The organism is Arcicella sp. BE140 (genome assembly GCF_031456255.1).
Taxonomy (GTDB): Bacteria; Bacteroidota; Bacteroidia; order Cytophagales; family Spirosomataceae; genus Arcicella; species Arcicella aquatica.
In genome coordinates this window covers 165,525-185,675 of sequence record NZ_JAVDUE010000005.1, presented here as the reverse complement: position 1 = coordinate 185,675, position 20,151 = coordinate 165,525, and the positions used below count along the sequence as shown (strand labels likewise).

Annotated in this window: 19 protein-coding genes; 11 read left to right on the top strand and 8 right to left on the bottom strand. The window is 34.9% G+C overall.

Annotation, left to right across the window (positions count from 1 at the left end; all coding sequences use genetic code 11):
• Window positions 1-25: 25 nt before the first annotated feature.
• A complete protein-coding gene (locus J2Y60_RS10245; protein ID WP_409014220.1) occupies window positions 26-3,196 on the bottom strand; it encodes a SusC/RagA family TonB-linked outer membrane protein in 3,171 nt (1,056 codons plus the stop codon).
• Between the two features lie 393 nt (window positions 3,197-3,589).
• Here J2Y60_RS10245 and J2Y60_RS10240 point away from each other — a divergent pair, with 393 nt between their 5' ends.
• Both J2Y60_RS10240 and J2Y60_RS10235 read left to right on the top strand, forming a co-directional pair.
• Complete coding sequence (locus tag J2Y60_RS10240) at window positions 3,590-4,471, top strand: AraC family transcriptional regulator (protein ID WP_309917263.1); 882 nt, start codon at window positions 3,590-3,592, stop codon at window positions 4,469-4,471.
• A gap of 165 nt (window positions 4,472-4,636) precedes the next feature.
• Entirely contained in the window at window positions 4,637-6,157 is a 1,521-nt protein-coding gene (locus tag J2Y60_RS10235) for a gluconokinase (protein ID WP_309917260.1), read from the top strand.
• Between the two features lie 45 nt (window positions 6,158-6,202).
• Here J2Y60_RS10235 and J2Y60_RS10230 read toward each other — a convergent pair whose 3' ends face one another.
• Window positions 6,203-6,436, bottom strand: a complete 234-nt coding sequence (locus J2Y60_RS10230; RefSeq protein WP_309917258.1) for a hypothetical protein — start codon at window positions 6,434-6,436, stop codon at window positions 6,203-6,205.
• A 139-nt stretch (window positions 6,437-6,575) separates the two neighbouring features.
• On the opposite strand from J2Y60_RS10230, the gene J2Y60_RS10225 reads away from it, so the two are divergent.
• Both J2Y60_RS10225 and J2Y60_RS10220 read left to right on the top strand, forming a co-directional pair.
• Window positions 6,576-6,989, top strand: coding sequence for a hypothetical protein (locus J2Y60_RS10225; RefSeq protein WP_309917255.1), 414 nt, complete (start codon window positions 6,576-6,578; stop codon window positions 6,987-6,989).
• A 160-nt stretch (window positions 6,990-7,149) separates the two neighbouring features.
• Window positions 7,150-7,680, top strand: coding sequence for a DinB family protein (locus tag J2Y60_RS10220; RefSeq protein ID WP_309917252.1), 531 nt, complete (start codon window positions 7,150-7,152; stop codon window positions 7,678-7,680).
• Between the two features lie 68 nt (window positions 7,681-7,748).
• Here J2Y60_RS10220 and J2Y60_RS10215 read toward each other — a convergent pair whose 3' ends face one another.
• The gene (locus J2Y60_RS10215) at window positions 7,749-8,378 is read right to left on the bottom strand and encodes a DUF1080 domain-containing protein (protein WP_309917250.1); all 630 of its coding nucleotides are present in this window, start codon (window positions 8,376-8,378) and stop codon (window positions 7,749-7,751) included.
• Window positions 8,379-8,727: 349 nt separating this feature from the next.
• On the opposite strand from J2Y60_RS10215, the gene J2Y60_RS10210 reads away from it, so the two are divergent.
• The 4 genes from J2Y60_RS10210 to J2Y60_RS10195 all read left to right on the top strand — a co-directional run bounded on the left by J2Y60_RS10210 (window position 8,728) and on the right by J2Y60_RS10195 (window position 12,495).
• Window positions 8,728-10,107, top strand: coding sequence for a cytochrome ubiquinol oxidase subunit I (locus J2Y60_RS10210; protein ID WP_309917247.1), 1,380 nt, complete (start codon window positions 8,728-8,730; stop codon window positions 10,105-10,107).
• 51 nt (window positions 10,108-10,158) lie between these two features.
• Window positions 10,159-11,193 (top strand): cytochrome d ubiquinol oxidase subunit II, encoded by a 1,035-nt coding sequence (cydB, locus tag J2Y60_RS10205; RefSeq protein ID WP_309917245.1) that lies wholly within the window; start codon window positions 10,159-10,161, stop codon window positions 11,191-11,193.
• A 269-nt stretch (window positions 11,194-11,462) separates the two neighbouring features.
• The gene (locus J2Y60_RS10200; RefSeq protein WP_309917242.1) at window positions 11,463-11,912 is read left to right on the top strand and encodes a hypothetical protein; all 450 of its coding nucleotides are present in this window, start codon (window positions 11,463-11,465) and stop codon (window positions 11,910-11,912) included.
• A gap of 79 nt (window positions 11,913-11,991) precedes the next feature.
• Window positions 11,992-12,495 carry a hypothetical protein gene (locus tag J2Y60_RS10195; RefSeq protein ID WP_309994619.1) on the top strand — a complete coding sequence of 168 codons (504 nt, stop codon included), beginning with the start codon at window positions 11,992-11,994 and terminating at the stop codon, window positions 12,493-12,495.
• Window positions 12,496-12,501: 6 nt separating this feature from the next.
• Here the strand turns inward: J2Y60_RS10195 and J2Y60_RS10190 are convergent, their stop codons facing one another.
• From J2Y60_RS10190 to J2Y60_RS10175, 4 genes are all read right to left on the bottom strand, one after another.
• Window positions 12,502-12,867, bottom strand: coding sequence for a helix-turn-helix domain-containing protein (locus J2Y60_RS10190; RefSeq protein ID WP_309917236.1), 366 nt, complete (start codon window positions 12,865-12,867; stop codon window positions 12,502-12,504).
• Window positions 12,868-12,871: 4 nt separating this feature from the next.
• The gene (locus J2Y60_RS10185) at window positions 12,872-13,168 is read right to left on the bottom strand and encodes a type II toxin-antitoxin system HigB family toxin (protein WP_309917234.1); all 297 of its coding nucleotides are present in this window, start codon (window positions 13,166-13,168) and stop codon (window positions 12,872-12,874) included.
• A gap of 100 nt (window positions 13,169-13,268) precedes the next feature.
• Window positions 13,269-14,216 carry an SGNH/GDSL hydrolase family protein gene (locus J2Y60_RS10180; protein ID WP_309917231.1) on the bottom strand — a complete coding sequence of 316 codons (948 nt, stop codon included), beginning with the start codon at window positions 14,214-14,216 and terminating at the stop codon, window positions 13,269-13,271.
• Between the two features lie 12 nt (window positions 14,217-14,228).
• Window positions 14,229-16,934, bottom strand: coding sequence for a family 78 glycoside hydrolase catalytic domain (locus J2Y60_RS10175; protein ID WP_309917228.1), 2,706 nt, complete (start codon window positions 16,932-16,934; stop codon window positions 14,229-14,231).
• Between the two features lie 217 nt (window positions 16,935-17,151).
• Between J2Y60_RS10175 and J2Y60_RS10170 the strand changes: the two genes are divergently transcribed.
• The 3 genes from J2Y60_RS10170 (at window position 17,152) to J2Y60_RS10160 (ending at window position 19,263) form a co-directional block, all read left to right on the top strand.
• Window positions 17,152-17,760: a hypothetical protein gene (locus J2Y60_RS10170; RefSeq protein ID WP_309917222.1), complete on the top strand. Its 609-nt coding sequence runs from the start codon at window positions 17,152-17,154 to the stop codon at window positions 17,758-17,760.
• Between the two features lie 184 nt (window positions 17,761-17,944).
• On the top strand, window positions 17,945-18,307 hold the full coding sequence (locus J2Y60_RS10165) for a hypothetical protein (protein ID WP_309917220.1): 363 nt from the start codon (window positions 17,945-17,947) through the stop codon (window positions 18,305-18,307).
• Window positions 18,308-18,453: 146 nt separating this feature from the next.
• Window positions 18,454-19,263, top strand: coding sequence for a TlpA disulfide reductase family protein (locus J2Y60_RS10160; RefSeq protein WP_309917217.1), 810 nt, complete (start codon window positions 18,454-18,456; stop codon window positions 19,261-19,263).
• On the opposite strand, the gene J2Y60_RS10155 is transcribed toward J2Y60_RS10160, so the two are convergent.
• On the bottom strand, window positions 19,244-20,113 hold the full coding sequence (locus tag J2Y60_RS10155) for a hypothetical protein (protein ID WP_309917214.1): 870 nt from the start codon (window positions 20,111-20,113) through the stop codon (window positions 19,244-19,246). The two genes, J2Y60_RS10160 and J2Y60_RS10155, sit on opposite strands and share 20 nt — an antisense overlap.
• Between the last annotated feature and the right edge of the window lie 38 nt (window positions 20,114-20,151).

The following is a 20,151-nucleotide window of genomic DNA, read 5'->3' as shown; positions in this document are numbered from 1 at the left end:
CAATATTTCAAAGCCCAAAGCATATTTAGAATTTAACATTCAAATTGAATCCAATACTTCTGCTAGTTGGTAAGCCTGTTGATTCCAAACCTACAAGGTTATCAGACGAGAAGCCGAATTGCTCAGGATCAAGGTTTGGCACCCATTTTTTAATCATCAATACATTGTTAGCTACTGCATTCAATTTGATGCCTTTGATAAACCAGTTTTTAGGTAATTTTTTAGTAAAATCATACCCAATTGTAATTTGACGCAACTTCCAGAAGCCCGAATCATACACAAATTCTTCAGCAATGTTATTAGCACGGATAGTTTCATAATAAGACTGTAAAGGTGTTTTAACTGCATTTGGTTCTCCTTTGCTGTTTACACCTTCACCAATTACGTAGTTTTGCTCACGTCCTACTAACGTTCCTTTGTGTAAACCTTCACGCCAAGCATTGTAGTTTGTACCAGAAATCATTTTTCCTCCTAACTTAAAGTCAATCAAGAATGAGAATAGGATATCTTTATAGCGGAAATTATTGGTAATCCCTCCAACCCATTTTGGTAAAGCACTTCCAAAACTCACCAAATCATTTGTTCTTTCTGGGCGACCACTTTGGTCGTTAAACACTTTACGTCCTTGCTCATCACGTTTGTAAGCAAAGCCATACAACTGTCCTAGCGGTAATCCTACTACCTGACGCAATACTCCTGTGTAAATACCCGTTCCAACAGTGATATTACTTTGGTTTCCTGCTAATTCTAATACTTTAGAAGTATTGTATGAACCATTAATATTTACATCCCAAGAAAACTTATTGCTCTTTACTGGCGAGAAAGTAAGCATTGCTTCAATCCCTTCGTTTTGGCTTTTACCACTGTTCAACAAGGTAGTTTGGTAACCAGATGCATCCGATACCTGTGCCGACAGGATTTGGTCTGAAGTGATTTTCTTATAGTAAGAAAAATCTAATCCTATTTTATTTTGGAACAATTTCAATTCTACACCAAATTCTGTTTCATTCACACGCATTGGACGAAGTGACGAATTAGGAACTGTAGTAGTATTGATAGAACCAATTGGCTGGTTTTGTAAAAGATTACTACCCACGGTATAAAACAAGTTGTTAGCATAAGGTTGTACGTCGGTATCACTACCTACTTCTGCATAAGCTGCTCTTAATTTACCAAATGATAGCCAATCAGGCATCGTATTGAAAGCCTGTGTAAATACAAAACTTCCTGTTACCGAAGGATATTGAACTGCGCGTGAACCTGGGGCAAGTGTTGAGAACCAGTCGTTACGGCTTGTTACGTTCACAAATAAAAAGTTTTTGTAAGAAATCTCAGCTGCACCGTATAACGAATTTACCTGACGTTCGCTAAGTCCATATAAGGGGTCTTTCAACTGTCCGTTCATTACCGTATAAAGGCCACGAACTACAAAGTTTTGAACATAAACGCTGTTATAATCACTACGACGGTACATTTGGTTTCCTCCCAATGTTAAATCGATATTGAAATCACCAAAAGTCTTTTTAGCACCAATCAAGAAATCCGCATTTGTTTCACGAAAGCGACGTGTCTCTTGAGTGTACTGTCCATTGACAAAGCCCACTGGAGCAACACCTAATGAAGCTTCACCCGTTGGGAAGTTATAATCTTGGTCACGAGAATAATAATCTTGTCCAATTCTACCTTGTAAGTACAACCAATCTGTAACATTATAGCGGAGAGTAATATTGCCTAAAATACGGTCGCGACGTATATTTTCGAAGCGTTCATATACTGAATAATAAGGATTTGTACGGTTTCTGAAACGCGACCACACATATTCGTCTCCATTGGCATCTAAACGTTTAGACTCAAGTAAATCAAAAGGCATAGAGTTTGATAGCGTATAAAGTACCGTTGGCGTACTTAAATCTTGGTTACCGATTTGCGGTGGGTTACGATTATATTCATTTGAATAATTAATGTTACCCATTAAAATAAGCTTAGGATTCAGGTTGTAGTTAAAGCCTAAATTTATCGTCTTTTTGTTATAATCAGAATTTGGAACGATACTGGTATTGCTCAAATTAGAAAGCGATAAATTGAATCCACCCTTTTCTGAACCAGAAGAAAGAGAAACGGTATTCGTCCAAGACGTTCCAGTACGATAAAATTTATTAATACGATTATAAACTGGTTCGTAAGGTACTTCTATGCCATCAAATAAAATCTGCTTCATACCGGGCTGAAACTTCTCTCCAAAACTCCAAACACCTGTTTGTGGATTAGGCGTAGTAGGTCGAACACCATTTTCTCCTTGACCGTATTCATATTGAAAATCAGTATAATCCAATGGTGTATCGACTGTATAATTACTATTGTACTCAATGCCTATTCCTTTTCCAGTTCCTTTGGTTTTAGTGGTAATCATTACTACACCATCCTTTGCACGAGAACCGTACAAAGCCGCCGCTGTTGCACCTTTCAAAACGGTCATGGTCTCGATATCATCTGGATTGATACTTGTCAAACCATCACCACCATCAGACGTATTAAAACTTCTGTTAGCTAACGAACCGTCACTATTCCCATTTGGGTTTGCGCCAAAATTGGTATTATCCATAGGCACACCATTCACAACAATCAGTGGATTGTTTTGTCCATTAAATGACGACTGTCCACGAATCCTGATTTTACTCGTCCCAGCAGGGCCTGTACCTAAAGAAGTGATATTTACCCCAGCCATTTTTCCTTGTAAACCATTCATAAAGTTCACTTGGCGGTTAGTGGTTATTTGTTCGGCATTTACACTAGCTGTAGCATAGCCTAGTTTTTTCGCTTCTTTCTTAATACCCAAAGCAGTTACTACTACTTCTTCAAGGTTTTTAGTCTCGTCTACCAACGAAACATTAATAATGCTTTTTCCGCCCACTACAATTTCTTGGGTAACATAACCAATAGAAGAAAAAATTAAAGTGGCATTACTAGGAATTGAAATTTTATAATTCCCCGTAGCATCAGTATTTGTTCCTTGATTAGTTCCTTTTATTTGAACAGCAACACCCGGAACAGCACTATTAGTTTTATCAGTAACTGTTCCCTTCACGACTAAATCCTGAGTCATTGAAGTAAATGAGCAAAACATCAAAGCCAAATATATAATGGCTCTGGGAAGAATCTGTGTTTCAAAATGACAGAATAGTCTAAGTTTTTTCATAGTTGAGTTACGTTTTTGAATAAATTATTATGAGTTATTATTAATAAATTTTAGGGTTTGTAAACGATTAATTGATTGTTAATAATTATTGTATTTAACGGGTTTTTGATTTTTTACCTTCGTAGTATTGTCCTTCGACATTTACTTATTCACCTAGTTTCAACTTAAACAGCTAGTAGATAACTATCTTTTCGAGTGAAAGCTTAATATTAATTTCTCCTCTTAGGCTATTTCTAAATGATATACTGGATGTATTGAGCACAAATTTTCATGGTTATTTCAAGAAAAACTTTCATTTTTTTACAGCGGTGATTTTTGTAATATTTTTATAAAAAATTGACCTAATTTTGTTAAAATCTCACTCACGAAAACTTTCAATTATTCCATAACCTGATGAGTCAATTTATACTGTACCAAGGAAAGGCGAAGGAATTGTCGTATTTCCCGTACATTATTGAGTTTGCCAATTATAAAATCCAAAATATTCAGCTCAATTCCCAAGAAATAAAAACAAACGAAGGCATCAGAATTTGTTTGATTATTGATGGGAAATTTGATTGGGTTATTGATGGGCAACCTTATTTACTTTATCCAAACGACGTCTCTTTGACTTGTCCGTGGCAGTCAAGCGGGAGTAGTAAAGGAGCATATGACATTGGTGCATTAATGTGGATTACGATAAAACCTTCTCATTTCGAAGCCAATGGAGAATTAGTTTTGGGCGAATGGAGTAGTATTTCGGAAACAGACCAAAGAGTCATTGGAAAAATTCTTACGCTTAATAAAAAACCTGTTCTAACACGTTTAAAAGCTTGTCAGCAAATCTTTCAAAATATTGAATCAGAGTTATTCTCTAAAGAATTAGGTTACAGAACGCGCGTCAACCATTTAATTGATGAGCTATTGATTACTGCGGTGAGACATTTGAGCAAACAGGATAACCTCAGGCGAGATTTCCCACAAACTTTTTTGAAATTGGAGCAAACTCTTAGAGAGAACTTATCACATTCGTGGTCGGTAGAAGAAATGGCTGGTTTGGTGGGATTAGGAACAACCGCCTTTAGTGAAAAAGTAAAGGCATTTTCGGGTTTTTCTCCATTAAATTACCTTATCAATATCAGAATATCTGAAGCCATTAAATTATTAAGTCGAAAAGATTTAAGTTTAACTGATATTGCATTGGAAACAGGCTTTTATTCATCCCAGCATTTTTCATCGACATTCAAAAAACTAACTGGCTATACGCCACGAGAGTTTAGAAAAAATACTGATTAAATAGCTTTAGGCTTTCGGTCATCAGCTATCAGCAAATAGTAAAAATGAAAAAAACCTAAGGCTGACAGCCGATTACCGAAAGCTGATAGCAAAGAAATTACCCAATTTTATAAACTTAAAAAAGCTCACAGCTGATAGCTTACGGCTCATAGCTTACACATAACTATGGATTGTCTTATTACCATCGACATTAATACTTCTGCTGTTAAAGTTCATGCTTTTGATATGAATGGGCGACTGCTTTGTTGGAAAAAAGGTTCATACCCAACCTTTCATCCCCAGCCAGATTATAGCGAACAAGACCCTGAGCAAATTTTCATTACTACACTTTATATTCTCAAAAATCTATTGAACGAATATGTTCATCCTAAAAAATATAAAGTAACTGCTATCTGTTTTAGCTCTTCGATGCACAGTGTATTGGCCGTTGATAAAAATGGGACGCCCCTAGGAAATGCTATTATTTGGGCAGACAATAGAGGAGTAAAAGAAGCCGAAGCCTTAAAGCAATATCCTAAAGGGGAAAGTATTTTTAACACAACGGGAACGCCCATTCACCCGATGTCACCCATTGTAAAGATTACTTGGATAAAAAATCATGACAAAGAGCGTTTTGCACAAACTCATAAATTTATTTCGTTAAAAGAATACGTTATCAAACAGCTTACTGGTGAATATGTAGTCGACCATAGTATTGCGTCATCAACGGGGCTTTTTGATATCCATCAGCTTAAGTGGAATCAAGATTCGTTAGATTTTGCAGGCATTACTGCTGACCGACTCTCTGAACCACTATCTGTATTCAATACCAATTTATTTCTGAAAAAAGAATATTGCTTTACCTTGGGCTTGCCTGCCAAAACTACCCTGATTGTCGGCGCTAGTGATGGTTGTTTGGCTACCCTGGGAGCAGGAATTGTTGGTTCAGGCAGAGCTACCATCACGATTGGTTCGAGTGGTGCTGTACGAGTGGCTGGTAAAGAGGTACTGAAAGATGATAAGAACCGCTTTTTTAATTATTTACTAGCCGATGGCTATTATGTTTCGGGTGGCCCAACGAATAATGGAGGAGTAGTTTTTGAATGGTTTGCCCGACAATTCGGTGATTTCTCTGGTGACTTAGACTTTGAGGATGTCGTCAACGATTTATTTAAGGAGGCCGCCCAAGTAAAGGCTGGTGCTGATGGCTTATTATTTTTACCTTATTTATTGGGAGAAAGAGCGCCACTTTGGAATGCTAATGCTCGTGGAATGTATTTTGGTTTGAATATCAGTCATGAACGAAAACATTTTGTCCGTGCTACGCTAGAAGGTATTCTTTTTGAGATATATAGTATTGGCAAAATTCTTGAAACGCATAGAAATTTTGATAGCCTTTATATCAACGGAGCTTATGCGTCTTTACCTCTATGGACTCAGATTCTGACAGACATGTATGGAAAAAATATCTATGTGAACGACCATCATGACAGTGTAGCGTTAGGAACAGCCTTACTTGGACTGACACAACTAGGAGCTTATAGGAATCTCGAAGCGGCAGCAGCAACAGTAAAATCGAGCGAGATTTACCAACCAAATCTTAAAAATCATGAAACTTATATGAAGTACTTCGAGATTTTTGAAAATTTAAGTTATAAGTTGAAGAATGAGTTTGAGCAGATAGTAGCGCTACAACAAAGCCTTTAATATAAAATCTCTCGTTCTAATTATTAAAACGAGAGACTTACATTTTTATTCAGCTTTTGTCAGATACTTATTAGTGACTAAGTCTGCTAAAAAAGCACCGTACGAAAGCGTACTAATTTTTGAACCATTTGATTTAAGATGTCTGTTAGCAAAGCTAACCATAAATTCCAGCGTTGTTTGGTTAGCTGGAAACTCTAATCCATTACGAAATCCAACAATTATGTCAGGATAAGTCTCCCCTTCAAGCACCTCTCCATTTTGTGTTACATACTTCATCATAGCTAATTATTAAATTATGTTTTAGATATTGTAGGACAAACATAAGATTCTAAAGTCAGTGTGTCAAGTAAGGATTTATAAAATTTCAAATATATCTTTGATAAAATAATAAATTTAGACTTTAGGCATCATATTGAATATGCAAAAACCAAACTATGAAGGGTTAGGGTTATCAGATTATATGGGACCGCAACTGAGGGCAATCGTTGAAGCTCAACTATTAGCAGACTTAGCACATTACGGTATTTCAACTACTAGTTTAAAATTTGATTGGTCACAAAGTTGTATAGAAGGACACAATACTCATTACTTAGATGGGTCGCTAGAAAATTTTTCTGGAATTGCGATATATAATATAGATAATGAACTAGTAGCAGAAGGTTGGATGGAATTTGTTCATGAAGCAAGCTTTTTTTTGGCTTATTGGGACTTTATAACAGTCTGGCAAGACAATCAAATATTTTTTGAAAAATCAAAGTTTGGGATTCCAGAGCATGTTTGGATACAAATTCCTGAAATTATAAAATGGAATTATAAAAGCAGTAGACTTTAGGTCGAATGTCAAAATTTCATTTAGATATATTAATTTTGACTATACCATTTTCTATATTAACTCTCTTTAAATAATAATGGCTTTGATGTCAAATATTATTTAAAACGTATTTTTGCATTCTAATAACATATCTTTCAATTCAAATTTTAAACACAAAACTATGAAATCAGTTAAACTGTTAATGTCCCTAATATTTACTTTAGGTGTCATGAATTTTGCCCAAGCTCAAACATCAGTTGATGAAATGGTAAAAGAGTGGGAACGAGCCAAAACGTATACCAAAGAATACCTTGATGCGATGCCTGAAACAGGATATGCCTTGAAACCAACGCCTGAAATGCGTTCATTCGCTGAACAAATGCTTCACTTGACTGATGCTAACTATGGTTTTACTACAGCGGCTACGGGGGAAAAAAGTCCAATCGGAATGGGAGAATCAGAAAAGAGTACTGACAAATCAAAAGCAAACGTTACAAAATTAGTAATGGCAGGTTATGATTTTGTAATAAGCAGTGTAAAGAAAATGACTCCTGCTCAATTGAACGAAAACATAAAGTTGTTCGGCAGATTTGAAATGACCAAAGGAATGGCATTAGCTAAGTCTTTCGAACACCAAACTCACCATAGAGGACAAACTACCGTTTATATCCGCTTGGCAGGTGCAAAACCACCACAAGAGAAATTGTTTTAACGATAAAGTTTTAAACAGTAAAAGCCAGCCCAATTGGGCTGGCTTTTACTGTTTAAAATCAAAAATTATTACTTCAAAATCTTGATTTTAATATCTTTAAAATAGGCAACGCTTTTAGGGTCGTGTCCTTGTAAAGCGATTGTTCCAGAACTAAGCTTTTTCAAGCCACGATCTGCTGGCAGTGTTTCTGGCTCAGTGTAATCAACAGCTACCTTATCGTCAATTTTGATGATAATTCTTTTATCCTGCACAATGATATGGTACTCATACCATTCGTTATCCTTCGCTAAATTTTCCTTAACATCATTGATACCGTACAAGCTACCTGTCTTACGCCAGTCGCCATGTGTTTGGTTTACTTGAACCTCGTATCCTTTTTCTGGCCATCCTGACGCTTGATAAGCTGTATGAATAAATATACCAGAATTAGAGCCAGGTAAAGTTTTTGCTTTTAATTTCAGTTCGAAATTCTTGAAATCATGATTACCAACAGCACCTTCATAAAATAAGTGAGCTCTTTCGCCTGCCACTTTTATTGTTCCATCTTCAATTGTAAATGTAGAAGGATGTTCTTCATTTACATGCCAACCCGCAAAAGTTTTACCATCAAACAGAGAAACCCAGCCTTTTTCTTTCTTTTGAGAGAACGCTAAATTAATTGATAATAAAAAACATAGTAATAATGATAGTTTTTTCATGATTGAATTAAGTTGAATTCCTTTTTGAGGAATGAATTTTATTTATAGTCGCTAATTTACGAATTCATTTGGTGAATAAACATTCAAAGTTACTGTATGAGTTTCTATAGGGTAAACATGTATTTATTGTGATTGGAAGTTTATCCCTACAAATTTCTCTATTATTTTCATCCCTGTTTCGCTTATTAATCCCTAATATTCCTATATTTTCTTGGGTCTGTCAAACTTAATTTGCCATGCTAAAATCAGAGAGAAATTAGGCAAAAAAATACTTATATTTTTAGCGATTTTAAGGTAGAAATGATTCTTTAGGTCTTACTTTTGAGGAATCTTTTAATACATACAGCTTATGGAAAATGTAGAAATATTATCTCGGATTCAGTTCGCTTTCACTATCGCCTTTCATTATATCTATCCTCCTTTAAGTATTGGACTAGCCCTCGTGATGGTTTGTATGGAAGGCCTATATTTAAAAACAGGTGATAAAGTTTATGAGCAATTAACACGCTTTTGGATTAAAATTTTTGCCCTAATTTTTGGTATTGGAGTAGCCACAGGTATTGTAATGGAGTTTGAATTTGGTACAAACTGGGCTTCATATTCACGCTATGTTGGTGATATTTTTGGTTCAGCTTTGGCAGCAGAAGGTATTTTTGCTTTTGCCCTCGAGTCTGGCTTTTTAGGCATTTTAATTTTTGGATGGAATAGAGTAAGTCCAGCGGTACATTTTTTTGCCACTATCATGGTTACGTTAGGCTCAATGTTTTCAGCTGTTTGGATTGTGGTCGCTAACTCTTGGCAACAAACCCCAGCGGGTTATCACATTGTAGGTGAAGGGCTAAAAGCAAGAGCAGAAATTACAGATTTTTGGGCAATGGTTTTTAATCCGTCTTCTGTGGATAGATTATCACACGTCTGGATAGGTTCTTTCTTAGCAGGTTCGTTTTTAGTACTAAGTGTTCATGCATATTATATTTATAAAGAACGCCATGTAGCGCTTTCTAAAAAAGCCTTTAAAATTGCGCTGACAGTGGCCACTATTTCAGCATTAGCACAATTATTTACAGGACATCATTCGGCAGATGGGGTATCTAGAAACCAGCCTGCTAAATTAGCAGCTTTTGAAGGTCATTATGATAGTTCAGCCGTGGCAGACATGTATTTAATGGGTTATGTAGATACTAAAACCGAGCAAGTATCAGGGTTAAAAATCCCTAAAGGTTTAACTTTTTTACTTCATCAAGACTTCTCTACTCCCGTAAAAGGCTTACGTGCCTTCCCTAAACAAGACCGACCGACAGCTGTAAATTTTGTATTCCAGACTTATCATCTAATGGTTTCAATAGGAATGACTCTGATTGCTCTTACTTTATTAGCCTCGTTTTTTTGGTATAAGGGTACTTTATTCAAGCAAAAATGGTTGATGTTAGTCTTTTCTTTTTCGGTACTGTTACCACAAATTGCCAATCAGGTAGGCTGGTATTCTGCCGAAGTAGGTCGGCAACCGTGGGTAGTGTATGGATTACTCAGAACCTCGGATGCCCTTTCAAAATCAGTCAAAGCCAATCAGGTATGGTTTTCGTTAATTATGTTTACTGTCATTTACGTTTTGCTTTTTTGTCTCTTTATCTACCTTTTGAACAAAAAAATAAAACATGGCCCTGTTGAACATCATCACACTGATGAGATAATTCATTCATCTAAGCGTAACAATCCTATTTTAGATTAAGGGTTTTCTACAACTCTTTTAAACTCAACAACTTTAAACTCAAAAAAGCTTATGGCTACTTTTTTAGGAATAGATTTGCCCACTTGGTGGTTTGCCGTCATTGGGGCAGTTTTTACTGGATATGCTATTTTGGATGGCTTTGATTTAGGTGCTGGCGCTATTCATTTACTCTTTAAAAAAGAAGAAAGCAGAAGAATCGCCCTCAATGCCATTGGTCCTGTTTGGGATGGCAACGAAGTATGGCTAGTAATTGGTGGTGGTGCATTGTTTGCAGGCTTTCCCGAAGTATATGCTACTTTATTTTCTGCATTCTATATTCCATTCATGCTATTTCTGATGGTATTGATTCTTCGGGCTATTGCCATTGAATTTAGGAGTAAAGAAGCAATGCTTTGGTGGCGACAAATGTGGGATATTGTTTATTCTCTTGCCAGTACGCTAATTGCTTTTTTATTAGGTGTTGTATTGGGCAACCTTATTCAAGGTATTCCGATTGATGAAAATTTTGAATATCAAGGAGATTTTCTGCAGCTACTAAATCCTTATGCTTTACTGACGGGTCTTACGACTTTAGCATCTTGCACGATGCATGGTTCTATCTATTTAGTAATGAAAACGGAAAGCAGACTTTATACAAAACTGTCTATTATGGTACGTGATACCAGTCGCTTTTTTGTGATTTGTTACATCATGCAAACAATGGTAACGTTGGTGTACTTCCCAAGCATGGCGGCTAAATTCAAAGCTCATCCTACGCTTTTTGCCGTACCTATGCTTACGGTTTTAATTATTATTAATACCCGTAGGTTATTAGAAAAAGGAAAATATATGTTGGCTTTTTTATCGTCTGCCTTTACGATGGCGTCACTTTTAGTAACAGTCGCCATCAACTTATTTCCTAAAATTATTCATTCGACTTTAGACCCAAAATACTCAATTACCATTTATAATGGAGCTTCTTCTGAAAAATCATTATCAATTATCTTGCTCTTTGCTGTCATTGGAGTACCCATCGTGGCAACCTATACATTTTTTGTATTCTGGACTTTTAAAGGAAAAGTAAAATTGGATGAGAGTTCTTATTAGTTATTGAGTGAGTTGTGAATGAGTGATTTAGTGAATATTTTACTTACTTCTTATAAACCCTACTCATGGCATGACTGATAGAAATTTGTGTATTCTCAAAATAGCTTTCAAGTCATGCCATGAGGAATATCGTAAAATATTAATTTGTCTAAATAATTTTAATTGTAGCAGTAATACTTGTGTTTAGCGCTACCGTTCGTTACAAAGTAATAAATTTTACACTTGTCATAGACAAACCACATAAATAATATGAAAAAAAATTAATTGTAGTGATTTTATTATTTGGGATTACTATTTGTAATGGACAGGTTATTAGTAAAAAGGATAGTCTTTTAGTAATAAGAGCATTAGATAAAGTTTTTAAAAACTTTAAAAAACCAAACTTTGTAGAATTCCAGAAAATATCAACAAGGGTAATCTCATGTATTATATGTGAAGATGCAAAAAATTCAAACCTTGGAATTTATGACATAAAGAGAAAAGATTTTTTCGATAACCATCTAAAAGCTATCAAGAACTCTGAAAGTTGGGAAAGAGCATCAAAGTCTAAAGAAATAATACTTCATAGACAAAATAGTAAGCGTGTTGACATAATTGCTTTTTTAACAACTTGGAAACCTAATGAGTATGCCCTTGGACATGAAGGAGCCCAGCTAGGTATTTACTTTTTAAAGGTTGACGAGGAATTTAAGTTTTCTGGTGTGGAAACTATTCCATAAACATAATATAATAGTTCAGCCCTCAACTACACAACTTTATAATACAATAGTCAAACCTGAAAATCGTATGAGAAACCATATGCTTATTGGCATTTTCTTTAGTATTTTGTTCGCTTCTTGTGATACAAATAAAGTAATAACTGGTCGGTATCGCTCTAATTTTGCTCAATTGGTATTTTTTAAGACTAATATTGTATTAAAGTCCGATAGCACGTTTCATTATCAATTGTCGGGTGACTTAGAAAATACTGAACTTGAAGGAATTTACAAAACTCATAAAGATAAGCTCTATTTACGATTTTATAAACTTAAAGATGAGCCAGCAGATGCAATCAAAATTGTTGGGAAAGATACTATTGTTGATTTTGAAAAACTTTATAATACACATCCCTATGAATTAAAAAGAGAAAATGAAATTGAATATCACTTAAAGTTTAAAATCTTAAAAAATAAGTTACAATCATATCGTATTGATAATAACAAACTTGTTAAAAGAATTAAAACTTATTCAAGTAGAAAATATATTCTTTTTTGGAAAAAGAATCATAGTAAGAAATATTTTTTAAAGAGAGTAGAAGTATAAAAATTCTTACATCGAAATTAAACTATTAGCAGAAATACCTAAATTTTGATGCAAATTTTTAATCATTTTAAGGCTTAGCTGTCTTTTACCATTCAATACTTCTGATACTCTATTTTCCCCTCCAAAATATTTAGCCACATCTTTTTGACTAAGCTGTAATTCAGCCATTCTGTATCTTATGGCTTCTATAGGATTTGGTTTGGGTAATGAATAGTTTTTCTTTTCATATTCACTTGCCAAAATAGTAACAGCCTCTAATATTTTTTCTTCTTCAGAACCTTCTGGACATTCTAATAGCAACTCAATAAGCTCATTTGCTTCAGCAAATTCTTGTTCATTAGTAATCGGCTTGATTTGAATTTTCGTTTCCATCATTTTATATATTTGAAATGTCTTTTATCTTGTCATATTCCTTATGAGTACCCAAAAATCTTACATAAACCGCAAAAAATTTGTACCTGACATAAGCAACTAACCTGTATTTGTTAAGAGCAATGTTAAAAACAATTCTCCCATTACCCACAATATCAGCACCTTTGAAATCTTCTATTATTTGATTGGGGTTTTCATACGTGTTTTCCTCCATCTTCTCATACCAGATTTCCAATGAGGTTCTTGCATCAGGGTATTTATGCCAAAACTCTTTTAAGGTTTTATGTGAGCATATTCTCATAAGTACAAATACAACTAAATAGTTCCACAATTTGGGAAGTTTAAAGGTTTTTATGGCATGAAAATTACATATCACCCCATAAAAGTCTTCATTAATTTCCTCACTTTATCATCGCTCGAATTTGTACTTCTAATTCTTGGGCTTTGACTTGTGCATCTTCCAAAGGCAAACCTTTATTCATTTCTGGGCGACGGTGTCCAATGCTTGTAAGCCATGCATCTTTCATAATATTTTGGCGTTGTGTAACTAGCTTCATAAAAGCCTCTGGCTCAGTAATATTAGTGAGCGTTGCTTGAACTGTTGGTGCTTTGGCAACGTCTAAAGCTCCTAAATGCATTAAAATACTTTTTGCCATAATCCAATGCCCTGCTTCGCCTGGATGAATGCCATCATTTGCCAAAGTAAAATAGCTTTCAATGCCTAATCGTTGGTCTAATCTTCGATGTGCCTCTAATACTCTTTGCATAGGATAATGTATGTCTATCACTTCCCATTTTTCTTTTTTTACTTGACTTAACAACCAGTCGGAATAGGTATCTAACACGTCAGCATAACCAATCTTTTTACCTCTTGCTTCATCATATATAGGTGGTGTAAGGTGAATTATTTTGGCACCAGAAGCTACCACTTTATCATGCAACCATTGAACCCCATCTTTGAATTTTTGAAAACGGACTAAATCCAACGGTAAATAAATTCCATCATTCATGCCATAAGAAGCAAATACTAAATCTGGCTTAGTCTGCGCTAATACCCTTGACAAACGTTCATGCAAGTCAGGACGAGGAAATCGACCATCCGCATGCCCATCTTCCGAAAGACCAGACACCGTCTCACTAGGTAAACCAACATTGATAAATTCTATTTTCTGATTAGGGAAATGTGCTATACAATAAGCTTCAATATCATTTACATAAGAACCTGCATAGGTAATACTATTTCCTAAAAACAACACTTTTTTTACTTCTGGTTTGAACAAAGGTGTTACTTGTGCAAAAGCTGTTGAACCTAATAAAATAAGAAATAAGAAGAAAACGCTTTTTTTCATATCTGAAATTATTTACTGAATCTCGAACTGATAAGTTCCTGCTGTTAATGTGTTAATTTTTAATTGTTTATGGGTATCCGACACTACTTTTTCTTCAACTGTATATTGTTTTTGAATATGCTGCGATTTGTTTACAGTAAGCAAAATCGTTGCTGTGGCATTCGCTGGAATAATAATATTATACAAAATTTTTGTGCCTACTCTTTTCCATGAAGAAACTATCTTCCCTTGTGGAGCATCATGTGAAGCTTCAAAATGATTAAGGTTTTCTACAAAATTAGGTGCCAAGATAATATTCTTAAACCCTGCTTGCGAGGCATCAGGTTTAATTCCTCCAATGCCTTTATACAACCATGCCCCGATTTCGCCAAACATGATATGGTTCATTGAAATATCACTTTTAGCATCAATCGGCCAGTTTTCATAAAGGGTGGTTGCACCATTAGCAATCCACCAACCCCACGAAGGAAAGGTTTCTTGCGAGGCTACTTTATAGGCTACATCAGCATATCCGTTTTCACTTAAAGCATTTAAAATGGCTTTTGTACCCAACAATCCTACATCTAAATGGTTATTGTCTGCTTCTACTCGCTTGGCTAAATTGGCGGCTACTTTCGCTTTCAATTCTTCTGGCACTAATCCCCAATATAGCGGAACGCTCAATTCTGTTTGGACACCATTACCATAAATACCTGTTTCTTTGTTTAAATATTTATTGTTAAAAGCTGTTTTAATCTTATTCGCCAAAGCGGAATATCTTTCATAATCAGCAGTTTTACCAAATAGTTTTGCAGTTTTTGCTAAGATAGTAACATCTACAAAATAGTAAGCAGACGACGTTAATTGTACAGGTGTTTTAGATTTTACAGGCACCCAATCGCCCAAACCCCAAGTGGTTAAACCTGTAGGACTGATAGATTCAATATGATTGACATAGCGTTTGAGGTTTTCATAATTATCTGCCAAGATCTTAGTATCACCATAAAACAAATAGATATTCCAAGGAATAATGGCGATAGTACTTGTCCAGTCTGGTCCATTTCCCCATTCATAACCCCAACCATCTGTAGGGATGATAGAAGGCAACACACCATTGGCTTGTTGCTCATCGCGGTGATCGGCAAGCCATTTTTCATAAATGGTAATACCATCAAAATTATACAAGCCTGTTTCGCTGGCTATATGAGCATCACCTGTCCAACCATTTTTCTCCCTTTGCGGACAGTCGGTTGGATAACCAAATAGATTTGATAAATAAGCATTATTGGTAGCAGACCAAATTTTGTTAATCGTCGGGTTTGATGAATTTATCTTTCCCACCACTGGCACATCGCTATGCATAAAATATCCTACCAAACTTTCTTTTGTCAGGGCTATTGGCTGACTACTCGTTATTTCTACATATTGAAATCCTTTGTAATTAAAATGAGGCATAAAGCTTTCTTCACCTTTGCCCGATAACGTAATAATATCTACCTGAAAAGGGTCTTTATTATCAGTAGGGCGGTAATGAACATCAATATTCGACAAGTCGGCACGTCCATCAGGATACAATCTTTCAGCGTGTTTTAAGCGTAAAACTGTTCCTACTTTTCCCGAAACCTTGATTTTACTTACACCCGAAATGTTTCTGCCTAAATCAAAAACATAGGTAGTATCATTGATTTTATTCAAACTTTTGGTTGAAATTTCTTCTACGTTTCTAATTGGTTGTAAAGCCTGAGCGATGATGTTATTTGAAGGTGCTGTTCTGAAAATAACATCTTTCCATTGTTTATCATCAAAACTGGCTTTGTTCCAATCTGGCTGTTCCAATCGGGCATCGTAATGTTCTGCGGTGTAAATACTATTAAAAATAATGGGACTCAAAGCTGTTTTCCAGTCTTTACCCGAAGCTATTACTTCGCTAGTACCATCATCATATTTCACTCGAATATCCATGCAAAAGGTTGGTCGTCCACGCCAAGGGGCTTCGTGAAAATACCAAACTGCTGTAGATTGATGATTGTACCAACCATTTCCCAAGAGTACTCCAATAGCATTTTTACCCGACTGCAATTGCTTCGTTACATCATGGGTCACGTACAAGGTACGTCTATCAAAACGCGTGTACATAGGGTCTAAGCGGTGATTACTGATTTTTTCACCATTAATATACAACTCGTACAAGCCCGCCACCGCAATGTATGCACGAGCCGAAACGATTTTCTTAATGGTATGAAAGGTCTTTCTAAAATAGGGAGTAGGTTTAGTATGTACATCCCTTGAATCACTAATCCAAGCACCTTGCCAATTGCTCATATTCATCATCCCCGTTTCAAAACTGGCGATTCCCGAACTGGTTTGCTGACCGTCCTTGTCCCATGCAATTACTCGCCAATAGTATTTTGTAAAGGCTTGTAGCGATTTACCTTGATAGCTTACTAACGTTTGTGAAGCACTCTTTTTGCCAGTATTCCAGTCTTTGCCAATGCCATTTGTTAAAGCCATTGAATCGGTATTCACCAAAATTTGGTAAGCCGTCTGTTTTGCTCCTTGTCGGGCATCAGCCAACTGCCAAGTAAAACGTGGTGAGGTGGCATCAATCCCCAACGGATTAACCAAATATTCACATTGCAAGGCGGTAACTTTGCAAGGTGTATTAGCAAAAATGGATTGACTAAGCAATAAGCAATTCAAGAAAAGGAATAGACGAAAAGGTAGGAATTTGTGCCTCATGGTTTTGGTTAAGAATGCTCTGAATTAAAGAGCGAAAATTACGGAGTAAATCTGGATAAACTATTCTCGTTTGTGGGTTAGGCTCAACTTGGATTACTAAACGACTTATCTTTTAGTTATTATTTTATTGAAAAAAAACGTCGAGTTTTTTTATGGAAAAATAAGGTTGTACTTTAGGAGTATACATATCTCATATTAACAAATAAGCTCTCATTCTATGACAACCAAAATATTTATATCATCCATTTTAGTTTTGATACTTACATCTTGCAATAATACTAGTCAACAGGACAATGCTAAATCAAATGAAACTCCAAAAGCTTTAGAGGACAACAGTTCATCTGACATCCTTCTTTCAAAAAGCCGAAGTGAAAGCTTATTGGAAAATCTTTACAGTGAACTTATAAACAAAAATACTGATTTGAAGACCTTTGAAGACAAACTTGAGCAAGTAAATAATAGCAAAAGAGATTCAATATATTTGTTTAATAATTTTAATGAAAAAAATATACAGTATTATGATGAAGCTAAAGATTACACATCAGAAATTCAAGATTCATTGTTGAGAGATAAAATGAGAAAGCTGATTGCGGGTAATTTAAAAAAATACAATTCCTCAATTACAAAGCACAACAAATTACTAAAAACAATAGAGAGCAATAATTTAACAATCTCTGATATTCATACTGCTTTAAAAATAGTAAAGACATTACCGTTGATGGAAAAATATCAAAGAGACAATTTACCAAAGACAAAATCACTTGAAAGTTATATTAAACAACAAAATGAAATAATACGCCAAGCTGAATTGCTCATAAAAAAATAAGTGTTTGTCTAGTCTTTGTTGGAGTTTGTTCTTCAACAATACTGAACCCAAGCTGTTTCAAGGCTTATTTAACTTGGAACGACAAATACAATTCAGTCTGATACTGAATTGTATATTTACCACAAAGTCTGAGACTTCGTGGAGCTAAGAATAAGAACTTCTAAAATTTTAATAATATCACTCCATGAATTTTGAAAAATTAGTTCCTAATATTTTTTATGTCGACATAAATGATGGACTGACATTATTTGTCGACTGTTTAGGTTTTACTATAAGTCACAATGAAATAAAATCCTTCAATCCATTTTGTGTATTAGAAAAAGATGGTTTACGTATAAATCTTTTTGAAAATGCTGAACTTGCAAAGGAACATAACCCTGAATTTAGATTAGTCACAAAGAATATTGAGGAAGTTTATGAGAAAGTTTCTAAGTCTCATCCTGAATTCCTTCATCCAAATCTGAAAGTTATTACGCTTCGCCCTTGGGGTGCTAAAGAATTTGCTTTGATGGATAAACAATTGGGCGTTATCATTCAAGAGTGGTAAAATAACTATATAATGTCTTATTTACCAAGCTGTTTCAAGTCTTATTTAACTTGGAACGAAAAATAAATTTCCGTCTGATACTACGAGGAGCTAAAAGTAAAACCCGTTTTTCATTAACACTGTTTATTATTCAAAAATAATCTTACATGAAAAGAATTGCGATATTTATTTCCATTTTCATAATATGTTCTTGCCAAGCAAAACATGATAATCTCATACCTAATACGGATGTTAAATTGATTTCGTCCGACTTCACAAAATGGTGGACTTATTATAACTCGGATACACAGCTCTCTTCCGATTTTACGGCTTATGATGAAGCCTCTCACAAGATTGATAAGCTTACTTTTCTAACAAAACTTACTGAAGGGAAACATATACCTGTAAGGCTAAAAGCAGAAAACCCAAGTGATGAAGTCCGTTTTCAATTATTTAACATAAATAGCAGTTCAGATGATATTAGCAATACCATTAAAAATATAGCATCAACTGAACTTGCATATTTTAAGCTAGAAGGCAGTGCATTTCCAAGCTATGATTTTATTTCTTTAGACAATAAAAAGGTTTCGTCTAAAAGTAATAAAGGGAAATATGTCATAGTAAAAACATGGTTTTTACGTTGTACTGCGTGTATTAGAGAATTCCCTTTACTTAATAACCTAACTAAACAGTATGCTAATCGCGATGATATTTCGTTTATTAGCTTTGCTTATGACGATAATAAAAAATTAAAGACCTTTTTAGCTACAAAACCCTTGAACTATAGTAATGTAAAAGTACCACAAGAATATATTGAGGACACCTTAGGCTTCAATATCTATCCAACCCATATAATTATAGACAAATACGGGAAAATCGTTAGAATTTTCAACCAAGCTGATAAAATGGAAGCATTTCTTCAAAAGTATTTAACCAAACAACATCTCCTTAATTCCCTCAATGATGATTTGAAATGATAATTGAAAGAGACAGAATATCCTGATTTAGTTCATCAATTGTAGAACGCAACTGATTAATCATACTTTCAAGTTGTTGTAGGTCTTCTACTGTATATAGCCCCCCTTCGCCGAAAAACAGTTTCAGGTCTGCCTGATTTATTTCTCCATCATCCATTAAAATATGTTGCCATCTTGTTTTAATATTGTAGGCCAAAGAGTTTGTTTTAGCATTACTCATTTGCTTATCAGTCAATAACTTCCAGATAAAAGGTGATAAATTTTTATCATTATTTGATTCCTCCCAAATGTTTTTAAGCAGGTTTCGATGATGATAAAATTCTACTTTTTTCCCTTTAGGGTTAATTGTGATAATACCTACACCAGCCCCTATTAAGCCCGCGCCAACGCTGATGGTTTTGTTCAGATTATCAGATTCGATAAAAGAAGTAACTCCCGCACTTACTGCACCAAGAATTACAGAACCAACTAACAAACGATTTGTCCTTTTTGAGTTATAATCATCCAAATAATCAAGTATTTGATGACTTCGAACACTTTCACAAAGTAATTCAGAAGAAATAGCCTCTAAATCTAACCTTGCAAGCTGAATTTTAGCGTTTATCTGATCTTTCTTTTCTAATAAGGTAAGCCTTATGCCATCATTTGAAGTTTTTTTAATAGTAAGATAATCATGAAGATCATTTAAAATTCCTAGCGATTTAGCAACGGCATAATTGTTTTCAGTGAGATTAGAATTAATAAAATCCTGAGAGGTTAAATCTGATGCCTCTTCAAAAATTGCATAGTTAATCTTATGATTGGGCGTACAAAAGCTATTCTTTAGGGCATTCACTTGAGCGTTCCTCAAAACTTTTGATGAGGAACAAGACCAAAAAAGTATAGAAG

Excerpts from the sequence above, each read along its gene's own strand:
- J2Y60_RS10220 (WP_309917252.1), top strand. The coding sequence starts at position 7,150 with ATGAAATCAGTTAAACTGTTAATGTCCCTAATATTTACTTTAGGTGTC.
- J2Y60_RS10230 (WP_309917258.1), bottom strand. The coding sequence starts at position 6,436 with ATGATGAAGTATGTAACACAAAATGGAGAGGTGCTTGAAGGGGAGACT.
- J2Y60_RS10240 (WP_309917263.1), top strand. The coding sequence starts at position 3,590 with ATGAGTCAATTTATACTGTACCAAGGAAAGGCGAAGGAATTGTCGTAT.
- J2Y60_RS10160 (WP_309917217.1), top strand. The coding sequence starts at position 18,454 with ATGAAAAGAATTGCGATATTTATTTCCATTTTCATAATATGTTCTTGC.
- cydB (WP_309917245.1), top strand. The coding sequence starts at position 10,159 with ATGGCTACTTTTTTAGGAATAGATTTGCCCACTTGGTGGTTTGCCGTC.
- J2Y60_RS10210 (WP_309917247.1), top strand. The coding sequence starts at position 8,728 with ATGGAAAATGTAGAAATATTATCTCGGATTCAGTTCGCTTTCACTATC.
- J2Y60_RS10190 (WP_309917236.1), bottom strand. The coding sequence starts at position 12,867 with ATGGAAACGAAAATTCAAATCAAGCCGATTACTAATGAACAAGAATTT.
- J2Y60_RS10170 (WP_309917222.1), top strand. The coding sequence starts at position 17,152 with ATGACAACCAAAATATTTATATCATCCATTTTAGTTTTGATACTTACA.
- J2Y60_RS10185 (WP_309917234.1), bottom strand. The coding sequence starts at position 13,168 with ATGAGAATATGCTCACATAAAACCTTAAAAGAGTTTTGGCATAAATAC.
- J2Y60_RS10225 (WP_309917255.1), top strand. The coding sequence starts at position 6,576 with ATGCAAAAACCAAACTATGAAGGGTTAGGGTTATCAGATTATATGGGA.
- J2Y60_RS10235 (WP_309917260.1), top strand. The coding sequence starts at position 4,637 with ATGGATTGTCTTATTACCATCGACATTAATACTTCTGCTGTTAAAGTT.
- J2Y60_RS10215 (WP_309917250.1), bottom strand. The coding sequence starts at position 8,378 with ATGAAAAAACTATCATTATTACTATGTTTTTTATTATCAATTAATTTA.
- J2Y60_RS10175 (WP_309917228.1), bottom strand. The coding sequence starts at position 16,934 with ATGAGGCACAAATTCCTACCTTTTCGTCTATTCCTTTTCTTGAATTGC.
- J2Y60_RS10195 (WP_309994619.1), top strand. The coding sequence starts at position 11,992 with ATGCTTATTGGCATTTTCTTTAGTATTTTGTTCGCTTCTTGTGATACA.
- J2Y60_RS10165 (WP_309917220.1), top strand. The coding sequence starts at position 17,945 with ATGAATTTTGAAAAATTAGTTCCTAATATTTTTTATGTCGACATAAAT.
- J2Y60_RS10245 (WP_409014220.1), bottom strand. The coding sequence starts at position 3,196 with ATGAAAAAACTTAGACTATTCTGTCATTTTGAAACACAGATTCTTCCC.
- J2Y60_RS10180 (WP_309917231.1), bottom strand. The coding sequence starts at position 14,216 with ATGAAAAAAAGCGTTTTCTTCTTATTTCTTATTTTATTAGGTTCAACA.